Raw genomic sequence first — 13356 nt, forward strand, 5'->3', positions numbered from 1 at the left:
CGTACACGGGATCAGTGCTTCCCGCGAGGCCCCCCTGATGCCACGACCGCGAGACCACCTCCCCTCCGCACGACTGCCAGGTCACCGGCCTGGTCGGTACGCAGCACCCGAGCGCCACCACGGGTCAGCCGGGCCAGCAGCGCGGGGTTCGGGTGGCCGTAACCGTTATCGACACCGACCGACACGAGCGCCACCGCCGGATCGACCGCGTCGACGAAGGACGGCTCTTGGTAGGCGGAGCCGTGGTGGGCGACCTTGAGCACCTGCGCGCGCAGCGCGGCGCCGCCGAAATGGTCGATGATCACCCGCTGCTCCTCCTCTTCGGCGTCGCCGGGAAGCATGACGCCCACCCCGTCGACTGTCGCCCGGAGAACGAGTGAGTTGTTGTTCGGATCCGACCGTGTTCCGGCCATCTCCACCGGCGGCCCGAACACGACGAGGTCGACGGCGCCGAGCGATAGTCGCCGGCCCACGTCGATCACCGCGACGGTCGCACCAGCCTGCGCCGCCGCGCTGAGCACCTGGTCTCTGCCTGCGGCCGGTTCAGCGTGCCGAGGCGTGGCGACGGCCTCGATCCGCCGGCCCCGGCCGATCCCCTCGACCCCGCCGATGTGGTCCGCGTGGAAGTGGCTGACGACGAACAGGCGCACCGTGCGCACGCCGAGCCTGTCCAGGCAACTGTCGGCCGACGCTGGATCCGGCCCGGCGTCTATCACCACGGCGGTCGCCGAACCAGCCGCCAGCACCGCCATGTCGCCCTGACCGATGTCGCACGCCACGACCACCCAGCCGGTAGGCGGCCACGTGCTGGTGAGCACCCGCACCGGCAGGGCGCCCACGACGGCCGCGACCGCCACGACGGCGACCAGGCGCCGAGCGAGCCGGCGACGCAGGGCAACCAGCAGCACCAGAGTCAGCGCGCCCAGCAGCAGCCCGCCGCCCACGCCGCCCGGCCAGGGCAGGCTGCCCATCGGGGTGTTCGCACCGTGCCGGGCGATCAGCACGAGCCACCGCGCTGGCCAGTGCGCGACCCACGCGAGAAAGCCGGCCCCGGCAGGCCACACCGCCGAGCAGATGGTCGCGAAGACACCGAGGACGGTCGCCGGCGCGACGGCCGGGGCAGCAAGGAGGTTGGCCGGGATCGACACCAGACTGACCGCGCTGGACAGCCCCGCGACCACCGGGCCGCACGTGACCTGCGCCGCGGCGGGGATCGCGAGCGCCTCCGCGATGCCGGGAGGCACCCGCCGACGCCGTAGCCAGTCACGCATCTTCGGCGCGAGCAGGAGCAGACCGCCGGTGGCGAGGACCGACAGCGCGAAGCCGGCGTCGCCGGCCAATTCTGGGTCGACCACCACCAGCACGACGATCGCGGCCGCCAACGCCGGCACCGCCGCACGGGACCGCCCGCTCGCGAGCGCCATCAGCCCGATCGCGCCCATGGTCGCGGCCCGCACCACGCTCGGCGAGGGACGTACGAGGATCACGAAGCCGACCAACGCGACGCCGCACAGGATCGCGGAGGTCCAGCGACCGGCCCGGCACCAGCGGGTGACGAGCAACACGAAGCCGATGATGATGGCGACGTTGGCACCAGAGACGGCAGTCAGATGCGTCAGGCCCGTGGTCTTGAAGTCGTCCTCCACCGCGGGGTCGAGTCGGCTGGTGTCGCCGAGGACCAGGCCGGGCAGGAGACCACCCGCTTCGGCCGGCAGGCCGACACAGGCGCGCTGGAGACCCGCCCGTAGGGAACCCGCCGCCCGCTGTGCCCACGACGGTCGTCCGACGAGCTCAGGCGCGGCGCCGCTGGAAATGACGGCGGCGGTCAGGTCACCGCCGCGTGGTCGGTCGAGCCTGCCCTCCACGCGTACGCGCTGGCCTGGCAACGGCGCAACCCACGCCCCATGGGTGGCAAGAACGAGGACGCGGGCCCGGACGTCGATCTGGCGTTGGTCGTCGGTGATCGGGCGCAGCCGGCGCAACTCGGCGGAGACGGCGTACATCGGCCTGTTCGCAGCGCCGACGAGCCGAGGGTCGTCGCGCACGACGACTTCGGCGACCACCGACGTGCGTTCGTCGGCCAGGTCCGTGAGGACCGGCGCGTCCCGGACCGCGACGCGCGCCGCGGTCGCGCCCGCCCCACAGACGGCTCCGAGCAGGACAGCGGCCGCGATCCGCCGCCGCACCGGCCGATCGCCCGCGCGGCCCAGCACGACAGCAGCCGCCATCCGCCAGCGCGCCAGCCAATCTCCCGCGCGGCTCGGCAGGACCGCAGCCGCGATCCGCCGTCGGACCGGCCCATTCGCCACGCGGCGCGGGGTGCGTGTCAGGCGGCCGAACCGCATCCACGGCCTTTGGAAGCCGTCGCGGCTCAGGTGCGACAGCGTCGCGAGCACTGCCGCCGCAGCCGCGAGCAGGGCGCCCGTGCGGGCGCTCAGGTAGAGCGCGGCAAGGGCCGTCAGCCAGGTCCCCAGGGCCATGCCGGCCAGGCGCAGGTCTGGCGGCGGCCGCTCGTCGCCGGACGGCGGAGGCCCGTTGGCGGCCGGCGGGTGCACCCCGGCGGACGGCCGGTGCTCCGTGGCGGAGGCCCAGTGCTCGCCGGCGGAGGGCGGATCCGGGCGGCTGGTCATACCGTGACCAGCTCTTTGAGGTCCTCGTAGCGGCTGGCCCCGATGCCGTCGACGTTGCGGAGGTCGCCGACAGATTTGAAGCCGCCTTTGGCCGTGCGGTGGTCGAGGATCCGCTGGGCGAGGACGGGGCCCACGCCGGGCAGGCTGTCCAGCTCGGCCAGCGTCGCGGTGTTGAGGTTGACCTTGCCACCTGCCCCGCTGTCGGAGCCGGTGCCTCCCGATGGCGTATCGCCCGCCGCCCCTGGCGGTGGCGTGACGCCGACGAGCACCTGCTCGCCGTCGACGAGCAGGCGGGCGAGGTTGACCGACGCCAGGTCGGTGCCGGGCACAGTGCCGCCGGCTGCTTCCACCGCGTCGGCCACCCTGGAGCCGGCTGGTAGGCGCACGAGGCCCGGTTTGCGCACCTTGCCCGCCACCGAGACCACGATCTCGGTGGCACCGGTGGTCGCCGGCGCGGCAACGTCTGCCGCCGGCGGCTCGGAGACCGCGGTGACCGGCTCGACCTTCGGACGCGCCCGGTAGGCGAAGAAGGCTGCCACCAGCACCACTACCGCGGCTACGACGGCCAGGGCTTTCACGCCGCGCCGGCCAGGGTCGAAGCGGCGAGTGCCGCCCAGCAGTCGCGGTTGCTCGGGCGTCGGCTCCGGACCGAACCCCTCCGGGCGCGGAGTCACCGGTTGCGGGCCCAGAGACGGCGGCGCCGGATGCGGGAACGTGGTCGCGAACGTCGCCGGGTCGTCGAGGCCCTCGAACGGCGACCGGATCGGTCGGGTTAGCGCCGCGTGAGGGTCGCCGGGGCTCGGCTGGGCACGCAGCCGTGCCAACCGCTGGCGTACGAGCGTCTCGTCATCGGACACGCGGGCGACGCTAGAGCGAACGCCTCACTCGAAGTGTGCCATCCGTCGCAGCCTGTGGATAACTCCGTCCTGTGGATAACCGAAAGATCTTGCTCGGCTTCGTCCACACTGGGTCCCCAGCACGACACGAGGAAGGAGCCAGACCATGATCCCGATCGATTCCACCGGGCCGACCGACCGGCCGATGGCGGCTACGGGCGGCGGTGCACGACCACGGAGGCCAGTCCGGGGCCGACGTGCGCGGCCACCGCCGCGCCGACCTCGGTCACATAGCAGTCGTGCAGCCGGTCGCCCAGCCGCTCCGTGAGGGTCGCGGCGAGCTCTTCCGCGCGCTCGGCGCGGTCGAGGTGGTGCACAGCCAGATCCACGTCGGCGTCTCCGGCGGCTTCTACGGCCAGGTCGACCAGGCGGGCGAGGCCTCGGCTGGCGGTGCGCACCTTGTCACGCAGGACGATGCCGCCGTCGACCATGTTGAGGATCGGCTTCACCGACAAGGCGGTGCCGAGCAGCGCCGACGCGGCATTGATGCGGCCCCCGCGGCGGAGGAACTCCAGAGTGTCCACGTAGAACAGCGTCGAGGTGCGATCCGCGGTCTCGACGGCGGCGCGACCGACCTCTTCGGCGTCGGCACCGGCGTCGGCCGCCGCGCTCGCCGCCAGGGCGGGGAAGCCCAGGCCCATGCCGGTCGACTTCGCGTCGACGACGGAGACGGCCGGGCCGACCTCGGCAGCAGCCAACCGGGCGGCGTCGATCGTGCCGGACAGCTGCTCCGACAGGTGCACGGAGACGACGGCTGACGCGCCGTTGTCGAGCAGACGTTGGTACACGGCCGCGAAGGCGGCCGGCGACGGACGGGAGGTGCTGACCGAGACCCGGCGGCCGCCCAGAGCACGGGCCACCTCGGCGGGCGTGACGTCCACGCCTTCCGCACCTTCGACGCCATTGATCACCACGGTCAACGGCACCACTGACAGCGCCGTCTTCACGGACGGTGGCAGGTAGGCGGTGGAGTCGGTGACGACCGCTACGGACATGCCGGCACGTTAGCCGAGATCAGCCGGCCACGCCGACGATGCGAGGAAGAAGGTTTCACTGTGACCGAAGACGAATCCGACAAAGCTCAACCACCCTGACCTAAGCGCCGGGGCGCACGCCGGGTAGGTGGGCGGTGCTAGCTCGGTACGCCCACGTTGTGCGCTGTCAGTTGCCAACCGGTTCCGCCTACGCGGCGTGAGCGGTCGGTGAGCTCCGTCCAGTGACAGTTGCCCAACGACCCCAGCGTCCGGGTCGCCTCGTTCGGCCAGCCGAGCAGTGCTCCGCAGCCCTGCCGGGCCGCCCCGCCGTGGGTGGTCACGACGACCGTGCCTCCGGGCGCGAGCTCGGCGGCGTCCTGGAGCGCCTCGACGACCCGCTTGGCCAGGTCGTCCAGGCTCTCGATGCCGCAGCCGGGTGAGGGGTCGCCGGCGCGCCAGCGGGCGTACTCGGTGGGGTGCTGCGACTCGATGTCGGTCAGCAGGGCGCCCTGCCACTCGCCGAAGTGGCGTTCGCGCAGGCGCGGGTCCGGGGTGATCGACAGGCCCGTCAGCGAGGCGAGCGCCGATGCGGTGTCGTGCGCCCGCGACAGATCGCTGCTGACCAGCACATCGGGATGGAAGGAGGCCAGCAGGGCGGCCGCCGCGGCGGCCTGGTCGCGGCCACGGGCGTTCAAGGGCGCGTCCGTCTGGCCCTGGACGCGGCCGCCCGCGTTGTAGTCGGTGTTGCCGTGCCGCCAGACGAGCAGTCTGGTCATTCGGCCGGGCTCGCCTCGTCGCCGGTAGCGGCGGCGGGGGCGGCCGGCACCAGATCGCGATCGACGAACGGGATGGTCGGGCAGTCCTTCCACAACCGGTCGAGCGAGTAGAACTCGCGCTCCTCGGTGTGCTGGACGTGCACTACCAGGTCGACGTAGTCGAGCAGCACCCACCGGCCGGCCCGCTCACCCTCGCGGCGGACGGGCTTGGCCTTCTCGGGCAGGTTGAGCAACTGCTCCTCGATGGCGTCCACGATGGCGAGGACTTGGCGCTCGTTGGGCGCGGAGGCGATGAGGAAGGCATCTGTGATCACCAACTGGTCGGCGACATCGATGATGACGATGTCTTGCGCCTTTTTGTCGGCAGCGGCCTGCGCGGCGGCGAGCGCCAGCTCGCGCGTGCGGTCGGAAGCGGTCACCGTGCTCCTCTGGTTGACGACGTTCCCTTCAAGCCTCTCACATGCCGCACGATGGTCCGCCCAAGCGTCCTCGACCGGGGTGACACCCCCGCACGGCGACACCAACCGGCGGTCCAGCCAGCCCCAACCGCCACGACAGCCCCGAGCGCCACGCCGACTCCGACCGCCGACCGGCGCTCCCGGGCCCCGCACCGGATCAGCCGGCGCGGTACAGGTGCCGTTTCGCGATGTACTGGACGACTCCGTCCGGCACCAGGTACCAGACGGGCTTGTCGGCGGCCACGCGGGTGCGGCAGTCCGTGGAGGAGATGGCCATCGCCGGCACCTGGATCGTCGACACCGCGTCCGTCGGCAGGTGATCCGTTCTGAGGGTGAAACCCGGCCGGGTGACCGCCACGAAGTGCGCCAGCTCGAACATCTGGTCGGTGTCTTTCCACGACAGGATGCGCTGGAGCGCGTCCGCGCCCGTGATGAAGAAGAGCTGCGTCTTGGGTCCGTACATGGCACGGATGTCGCGCAAGGTGTCGACGGTGTAGGTGGGGCCGTCGCGGTCGATGTCCACCCGGCTGACGTGGAACCGCGGGTTGGACGCCGTCGCGATCACCGTCATCAGGTAGCGGTCCTCGGCCGGCGACACCTCACGGCTGTCCTTCTGCCACGGGTTGCCCGTCGGGACGAAGACCACCTCGTCGAGCGCGAAGTTGTCCGCGACCTCGCTCGCCGCGACGAGGTGGCCGTGGTGGATCGGGTCGAACGTGCCACCCATGATCCCGACCCGGCGCACACCGAGATCGTCGTCAGCGTTCATGACCGGATCGTATGCCTGTCACCGAGCCCGGGCAGCCAGGGCGAGACGAAGGTCATCATCGTTGTCGATCACTATCCGGCGCAGCCCGGGCGGGAGGTCGTCGCGGGTGAGCATCGCCGCTGCCAACTCGCGGGTGCGCGGTTCGACGGCGTACCGGGGAAATGCCAGGTCCGCGAGCCGTTCCGCGGCGTACGGGGTGCGGCGCCGAGCGGCGGCCGGCATCTCCAGGAAGTAGCGCTCGACGTACGGCGCCGTCAGCTCCACCTGCTCCGGCTGGAACAGCCCCCGGCCGTTGGCCTCCAGCATGCGGTTGGAGAGGTGGTCGTCGTTGATCACGGCGTGCCAGGCCACCGCCTTGGCGGCCGGGTCAGGCCGTGCCGCGCGGGCCCGGGTCGCCCACTCCTCCCCCGCAGCGCTGCGGTCGGTGGCGGCCTCGGCCGCGATCCGGTCGGTGTCGACCGCGCCGAGCACGGCCAGCCGGAGCACGATCCGCCAGCGCAGGTCCGTGTCGACCTCGATCGCGTCGGGTACGCCCGCACCGTCGAGCCAGCCGAGCAGCCGGCCCGTGTCGACACTGACGTCGACCAACGCCCGCATGGCGGCCAGCCGCCGCGACGCACCCGCGTCGGGCATGCCGACCAGTTCCTCGCACACGGACGCCACCCGGGCCAGCGCCGCCGCCCGCTCGGCGGCCGGCAGGTAGCGGTCGATCAGCGCCCGCCCCTGCAGCAGCGCGTCCTGGACCACGATCACCTCGGACTCCGCCGGCAGGGCCGCCACCAGCAGATCGACCAGGTCGCTGACGGGGCGCTCGGCGTCGCGTACCGCGTCGACCGTCGAAGTCCAGACGACGGCCCGGCTCAGCGGGTCGCGCAACCCGGGCAGCACGGTCGGCACCGCCGCGGCCGACGTTTCGTCGAGCCGGACCTTGGCGAAGGTCAGGTCACCGTCGTTGAGCAGCAGCAGGTCGGCGGCCGGCTCGTCGCGGAGCTCCGGCACCTCGGTGCGCGCGCCGTCGACGTCGACCTCCACCCGGCGGCGCAACGTCGTCGCGCCGCCGTCGCCGCGGTCGTAGAGGCCGAACGCGACCCGGTGGGGCCGCAGCACGTCGCCGGACTGGAGCACCGCCACCCCTCCGCCGGCGGGCGCGGAGACGCGCAGGGTGTTGACCCCGGCGTGACGCAGCCACAAAGAGGCCCACGCCGACAGGTCACGGCCGCTGGACGTGGTCAACGCCGCCAGCAGATCGGCCAGCGTCGCGTTGCCGAACGCGTGCGCCTCGAAATGCGCCCGAATGCCGGCCAGGAACGCCTCGTCGCCTACCCACGCGACGAGCTGGCGCAGAGCTGCGGCGCCCTTCGCGTACGAGATGCCGTCGAAGTTGACCAACGCGTCAGCGGAGTCCGGCACGCTCGTGGGCGCGACCGGGTGGGTCGACGGCCGCTGATCGGTCTCGTACCCCCAGGCCTTGCGCCGCATGCCGAAGCTGGTCCACGCGGTGCTGAACCGGGTCGCCTCGGCGGTCACCCGGACGCCCATGTACTCCGCGAACGACTCGTTGAGCCACAGGTCGTCCCACCAGCGCATCGTCACCAGATCGCCGAACCACATGTGCGCCATCTCGTGCGCGATCGTGATGGCACGCAGCTCGCGCTCGGAGTCGGTGACCGCCGACCGGAAGACGTACTCGTCGCGAATCACCACCAGCCCCGGGTTCTCCATCGCACCCGCGTTGAACTCGGGCACGAAGGCCTGCTCGTATTTGCCGAACGGGTAGCGGTAGCCGAACAGCTCGTGGAACTTGTCGAGGCACTGCCGGGTGATCTCGAAGATCTCGTCGGCGTCCTTGTCGAGGTGCTGGGCCGACGAGGCCTTGCAGTAGAGCGCCAGCGGGATGCCGTCGTGTTCGGAACGGACCACGTGGTACGGGCCGGCGATCAGCGTGACGAAGTAGGTGGCCAGCGGCTCGCTGGTGGCGAACTCCCAGGCGGTGGTCGGGCCGGCCGGTGTCGTGGACGCGACCGCGGCGTTGGCGGCGACAATCCACCCGGTCGGCGCCGTGACCCGCATGTTGACCGGTGCCTTGAGGTCGGTCTGGTCGAAGCAGGCGAAGATGCGCTGCGCCTCGTCCAGGAACGACGTCGCGTGCAGGTAGACGCCGCCGTCGGCCGGGTCGACGAACCGGTGGAGACCCTCGGAGCTGTTCGAGTACGCCATGTCGGCCTCGACCGTCAGCACGTTGTCGGCGCGCAGGTCGCGCAGCGGGAGCCGGTTGCCGTCCAGCGTGGCCGGGTCGATGGTCGCGCCGTTGAGCGTCGCCGCGTGCAGACGGACGGGCTTGACCTCGGCGAACGTCGCGGAGCCGAGCTCCGTGGCACGGAACCGCACCGTCGTGGTCGACCGGAAACGGTCGTCGGTGGTTACGTCGAGGTCGATCGTGTACGACTCGACGGTGATGGCGGCCGCCCGGTCGGCCGCTTCCTGCTGCGTCAGGCTGCGCATCCGCCTATCGTGCACGAACGAGTGCGCACGGGGCGACCCGGCCCGGAGGCGGTATAGCCTGACTGTCCGCCCCCGCGGCCCGAGCATCCGAGGAGCAGCGTGATGGCACACCATCCCAAGGGAGACTTCGACCTGGCGCGCGCCAACTGGCAACGCTACGGCGACGCCTCGGCGGAACGCGGCGCGGTCGAGGTCGCGTTCGTCGACGACCTGATCGGGTTGCGCAACTCGGCCGACCCGCAAGGGCCGGTGCTGGTCTTCACGCAGGCCGAGTGGGACGCGTTCGTCGCCGGCGCCCGCGACGGCGAGTTCGACCTGGCCTGACGGCGCCCCGCTCATGCCGCCGCCAGCAGGTCGCGGATGAGCCGCATGTCCCGGATCCGGGGCGCCAGCGCGCGCAGTTGCAACGCCAGGTTGGTGGCCGCCAGGATCGGCTCGTCGTCGGGCAGGTCGTAGCCCATCCGCTCGCGTAGCCACGGCGACACCTGCGCCCAGCTGTAGTAGCTGGTGTCCCGATCAGGTTCCAGCGGCGCCGGGAAACCGCCCGGACCCCGCCGGCCCAGCGCCCAGAGCCGGACGATCTCGCGCGAGCGACCGATCCGCGCCCCGATCTCGGCCAGGGTCAGCCAGTCCCGGTCGGCCACCCGTACGACGTGCAGATCGGTCCTGGTCTCGACCTCGGTGATCGCGATCGCGACGGCGTCGGCCACCACGTCGGCGGGACGGTCGAACGCCAGCCGGTGCGTGCCGTCGTCGCCGGCCTGGTGCAGCGGCGGCGCCGGCAACGCGGCCAGGGCGCGCAGTTGGGTGAGGCCGGGCGCCCGGTCGACCACCAGGAGGAAATGTTGGACCCGCATCGCCGCCTCCCCCGCCGGGCGCCCCGTGCACCCGCTCGTGGTCGACTCTGGCTGCCATCCGGCTCCCGGGGAGGAGCCAGCGGAGGGGGCCAGCGACCGCGTCTTCGCGATACCGCCGGCCGCGTACCGGCTGCTAGTCTCGAGAGATGCGGACGCTGAGTTTCCTCGGCTGGTGGTCGCCCTAAGGGCGGCCCCGCATCCGCGTGCCCACGTCAACGGCCGCCCGAGCTCGGGTGGCCGTTTCTTTGTGCACCGGCCCCATCCGGCTCGCGCGGCTCCTCTCCAACCACGGAGGCAGCCATGACCACCACCGTCGCGACCCGTCGCCTCACCGGCCTGCAACCCACCGGTGAGCTGCATCTGGGCAACCTGCTCGGCGCGATCGCGCCGATGGTCCGCGACCAGTACACGACCGACTCGACCGTGTTCCTCGCCGACCTGCACGCGCTGACCGTCGCGCACGAGCCGCGCACGCTGCGCGAGACCACGCTGCGCCAGGCGACCGTGCTCCTCGCGGCCGGTCTCGACCCTGACCGCACGCTGTTCTACGTGCAGTCCCAGGTGCCCGACCACTCCGAACTGCACTACCTGCTGGAATGCACGACGGCGTACGGCGAGGCGCATCGGATGATCCAGTTCCGGGACAAGGCCGTCGACCGGCAGAACGTCCGGCTGAGCCTGCTCACGTACCCGGTGATGCAGGCGGCGGACATCCTGTTGCACGACGCGACCGAGGTGCCCGTCGGCGCGGACCAGCGGCAGCACGTCGAGCTCACCCGCGACATCGCGAACCGCTTCAATCGACGGTACGGGGACACCTTCGTCGTGCCCGAGGTGGTCACGCCGACGGTCGCGGCGCGCGTGATGGATCTCGCCAATCCGGCGGTCAAGGCGGGCAAGACGACGTCGTCCGCGTCCGGTGCGATCGGCCTGCTCGACCCGGCTGACCTGGTCGCCCGCAAGATAAGCCGGGCGGTCACGGACTCCGACGGGATCATCGCGTACGACCCGGCGGTGCGGCCCGGCGTCAGCAACCTGTTGGAGATCATGGCCGCGTGCGTCGGCGGGTCGCCGGTCGAGATCGGATCGGGGATGCGCGGGTACGGGGAGCTCAAGAGCGCCACCACCGAAGCGGTGCTGGGTCTGCTGCGGCCGCTGCGCTCGCGCTTCGAGACGCTGGCCCGCGATCCCGGCTACGTACGTCGGATGCTCGCCGAGGGCGCCGAGCGGGCGCGGGGCCGGACCGCGCAGACGGTCTTCCGCGCGAAGCGCGCGATCGGGGTACTCACGTGACCTTCCTGTCGTACGCGCGTGTTAGACCTATGGACGCACATCCACGTCCGAGGGGGTCATGTGATGACCGCACCGACCGGCACGCCGCAGCAGGAACGCCCGGCCAACCCGTGGCTGGTCCTGGCGATACTCTGCCTGGGCTTCTTCATGATCTTGCTAGATACCACCGTGGTCAACATCGCGATCCCCGACATGAGCACGAGCCTAGACGCATCCCTGGACCAGATCCTTTGGATCATCAACGCGTACGTGCTGGTCTACGCGGTCCTCCTGATCACCGCCGGGCGGCTCGGTGACATCTTCGGGCCCAAGCGGCTGTTCATCCTCGGTCTGGTGGTCTTCACGGCCGCGTCGGCCGCGTGCGGCCTGGCCAGCACGCCCGAGCAGCTGATCGTCTTCCGGGTGATCCAGGGCGTCGGTGGCGCCCTGCTCACACCGCAGACGCTGTCCACGATCACGGTGATCTTCCCGGCCGACAAGCGCGGTGTCGCGTTCGGAGTGTGGGGCTCGGTGGCCGGCATCGCCACGGTCGCCGGTCCCACCCTGGGCGGCTACCTGGTCACCGACTTCGGGTGGGAGTGGATCTTCTTCGTCAACGTGCCGGTCGGCATCGTGACCGTCGTGCTCGCCCTGGTCGCGATGCCCGACCTGCGGCTCAACCGCCGCCACCGGCTCGACTGGGCCGGCACCGGCCTGGCCACCCTCGGCTTGTTCCTGCTGGTCTACGGCCTCATCGAGGGCGAGCCGCACGACTGGGGCCGGGTCTGGGGTCCGATCACGATCGTCGAGGTGATCGGTGCCGGCGTGCTGGTGCTGGTCGTCTTCCTCTACCACCAGTACGTGAGCCGGGCCGGCGAGCCGCTGATCCCCTTCACCATCTTCAGGGACCGCAACTTCGCGGTGATGAGCTGGTTGAGCGCGGCGATCGCGTTCAGCATGCTGGGCCTGTTCCTACCCCTCGTGATCTACCTACAGTCGGTCCTGGGCCTGTCCGCGTTGCAGGCCGGCTTCGCCGTAGCGCCGCTGTCGCTGTTGTCGATGGTGATCGCACCGTTCGCGGGCCGGGTCTCCGACCGCGCGGCCGGCAAGTGGGTGCTGGTCGCCGGCCTGACGCTCTGGTGCGCTGGCAACGCCACCGTCGTCGCGCTGGCCGAGGTCGGCACCGGCCAGTGGGGCCTGCTACCCGGCCTTCTGATCGCGGGCGCCGGCCTCGGCATGGTCTTCGCTCCACTCCAGACGATCGCGATGCGCAACGTGGCACCGCAGCAGGCAGGCGCCGCCTCCGGCCTGATCAACACCGCCCGGCAGCTCGGCGGGGTGATCGGCTCGGCCGCGGTGGGCGCCCTGCTCCAGGCCCAACTGGCCGACAAGCTGACGTCGGCGGCCCGCGCCAACGCCGCCGACCTCCCGCCCGACGTGCGGCAGCCGTTCGTCGACGCGGTCGCCGGGGCGACGGGCGGCAGCCTGCACATCGGCGCTGGCCAGTCGGGTGCGGCACTACCCGCGGACGTGCCCGAGCAATACCGGCAGACGCTGACCGAGGTCGCCACGCGCACCTTCCACGAGGGCTTCACCGACGCGATGAAGGTGACGCTGCTGCTGCCCCTGATCGTGCTCGCGGTGGCGGCGGTCAGCTGCCTGCTCGTCCGCAACCGCCCGACCGAGACCGCCCCGCCGACCGACCCGTTGCGCGCGGAGGAACCAGCGCAGGCGTGAGCTAAGCCGGCGCGGGGGCCTTGAGCGGCTTCTCGAAACAGCGGCTGTACGGGTTGCTGACGTACTCGCCATAGGTCGGGATCTCGCGGTACCCGGCCTTGCGATAGAGGCCCAGCGCCGCCGGCAGATAGCTGCCGGTCTCCAGCCGGGCGACGGTGAAACCGTCGGCCGCCGCGCGTTCCTCCAGTGCGGCGAGCATCGTCCGGCCGAAGCCGTCGCCTCGGCGCTCCGGGCGCACGTACATGCGCTTGATCTCGACGGCGCGCGCGTCGATCGCCTGGAGCGCACCGCAGGCGACCACCACGCCGTCGACGACGACCACGAGATAGCGGATGTCGTCGTGCAGCGGGAACGACCCATCGATGGCGTCGCTGGCCCGCTCCGCGGCACGCAGCTCCGCCTGCTGGGCGGTGACCAGCGAGACCAGGTCCGGCTCGTCGCCCTGCCGGCTTTCGACCTTCACCGGCCGAACGCTAGCGAGGTGT

The 13356-nt window shown here is 71.7% G+C and carries 12 protein-coding genes; 3 read left to right on the top strand and 9 right to left on the bottom strand.

All coding sequences use genetic code 11. From position 1 onward, the window contains the following. Nucleotides 1–11: 11 nt before the first annotated feature. The 7 genes from CHC05_RS15610 to pepN form a co-directional block, all read right to left on the bottom strand. Nucleotides 12–2630: a ComEC/Rec2 family competence protein gene (locus CHC05_RS15610; RefSeq protein WP_245870874.1), complete on the bottom strand. Its 2619-nt coding sequence runs from the start codon at nucleotides 2628–2630 to the stop codon at nucleotides 12–14. Next, on the bottom strand, nucleotides 2627–3487 hold the full coding sequence (locus CHC05_RS15615) for a helix-hairpin-helix domain-containing protein (RefSeq protein WP_089249290.1): 861 nt from the start codon (nucleotides 3485–3487) through the stop codon (nucleotides 2627–2629). Before CHC05_RS15615 ends, CHC05_RS15610 begins: the two co-directional genes overlap by 4 nt. A gap of 191 nt (nucleotides 3488–3678) precedes the next feature. Then, on the bottom strand, nucleotides 3679–4521 hold the full coding sequence (locus tag CHC05_RS15620; RefSeq protein WP_089249292.1) for a DegV family protein: 843 nt from the start codon (nucleotides 4519–4521) through the stop codon (nucleotides 3679–3681). 137 nt (nucleotides 4522–4658) lie between these two features. Further along, nucleotides 4659–5276, bottom strand: coding sequence for a histidine phosphatase family protein (locus tag CHC05_RS15625; RefSeq protein ID WP_089249294.1), 618 nt, complete (start codon nucleotides 5274–5276; stop codon nucleotides 4659–4661). Continuing rightward, nucleotides 5273–5695: a ribosome silencing factor gene (gene rsfS, locus CHC05_RS15630; RefSeq protein WP_089249296.1), complete on the bottom strand. Its 423-nt coding sequence runs from the start codon at nucleotides 5693–5695 to the stop codon at nucleotides 5273–5275. The genes CHC05_RS15625 and rsfS overlap by 4 nt, the downstream gene beginning before the upstream one ends. Before the next feature lie 196 nt (nucleotides 5696–5891). Continuing rightward, nucleotides 5892–6503: a nicotinate-nucleotide adenylyltransferase gene (nadD, locus tag CHC05_RS15635; protein ID WP_245870876.1), complete on the bottom strand. Its 612-nt coding sequence runs from the start codon at nucleotides 6501–6503 to the stop codon at nucleotides 5892–5894. 18 nt (nucleotides 6504–6521) lie between these two features. Next, nucleotides 6522–9005 carry an aminopeptidase N gene (gene pepN, locus CHC05_RS15640; protein WP_089249298.1) on the bottom strand — a complete coding sequence of 828 codons (2484 nt, stop codon included), beginning with the start codon at nucleotides 9003–9005 and terminating at the stop codon, nucleotides 6522–6524. A gap of 102 nt (nucleotides 9006–9107) precedes the next feature. On the opposite strand from pepN, the gene CHC05_RS15645 reads away from it, so the two are divergent. Continuing rightward, nucleotides 9108–9329 carry a DUF397 domain-containing protein gene (locus CHC05_RS15645; protein ID WP_089249300.1) on the top strand — a complete coding sequence of 74 codons (222 nt, stop codon included), beginning with the start codon at nucleotides 9108–9110 and terminating at the stop codon, nucleotides 9327–9329. Nucleotides 9330–9340: 11 nt separating this feature from the next. On the opposite strand, the gene CHC05_RS15650 is transcribed toward CHC05_RS15645, so the two are convergent. Continuing rightward, nucleotides 9341–9862, bottom strand: a complete 522-nt coding sequence (locus tag CHC05_RS15650; RefSeq protein WP_089249302.1) for a hypothetical protein — start codon at nucleotides 9860–9862, stop codon at nucleotides 9341–9343. A 300-nt stretch (nucleotides 9863–10162) separates the two neighbouring features. On the opposite strand from CHC05_RS15650, the gene trpS reads away from it, so the two are divergent. Beyond that, the gene (gene trpS / locus CHC05_RS15655) at nucleotides 10163–11155 is read left to right on the top strand and encodes a tryptophan--tRNA ligase (protein WP_089249305.1); all 993 of its coding nucleotides are present in this window, start codon (nucleotides 10163–10165) and stop codon (nucleotides 11153–11155) included. A gap of 63 nt (nucleotides 11156–11218) precedes the next feature. Beyond that, nucleotides 11219–12871: a DHA2 family efflux MFS transporter permease subunit gene (locus CHC05_RS15660; protein ID WP_089249307.1), complete on the top strand. Its 1653-nt coding sequence runs from the start codon at nucleotides 11219–11221 to the stop codon at nucleotides 12869–12871. A 1-nt stretch (nucleotide 12872) separates the two neighbouring features. Here CHC05_RS15660 and CHC05_RS15665 read toward each other — a convergent pair whose 3' ends face one another. Beyond that, nucleotides 12873–13334 (bottom strand): GNAT family N-acetyltransferase, encoded by a 462-nt coding sequence (locus CHC05_RS15665; protein WP_089249309.1) that lies wholly within the window; start codon nucleotides 13332–13334, stop codon nucleotides 12873–12875. Nucleotides 13335–13356 lie beyond the last annotated feature (22 nt).

This window comes from Asanoa hainanensis (assembly GCF_900188485.1).
GTDB lineage: Bacteria > Actinomycetota > Actinomycetes > Mycobacteriales > Micromonosporaceae > Asanoa > Asanoa hainanensis.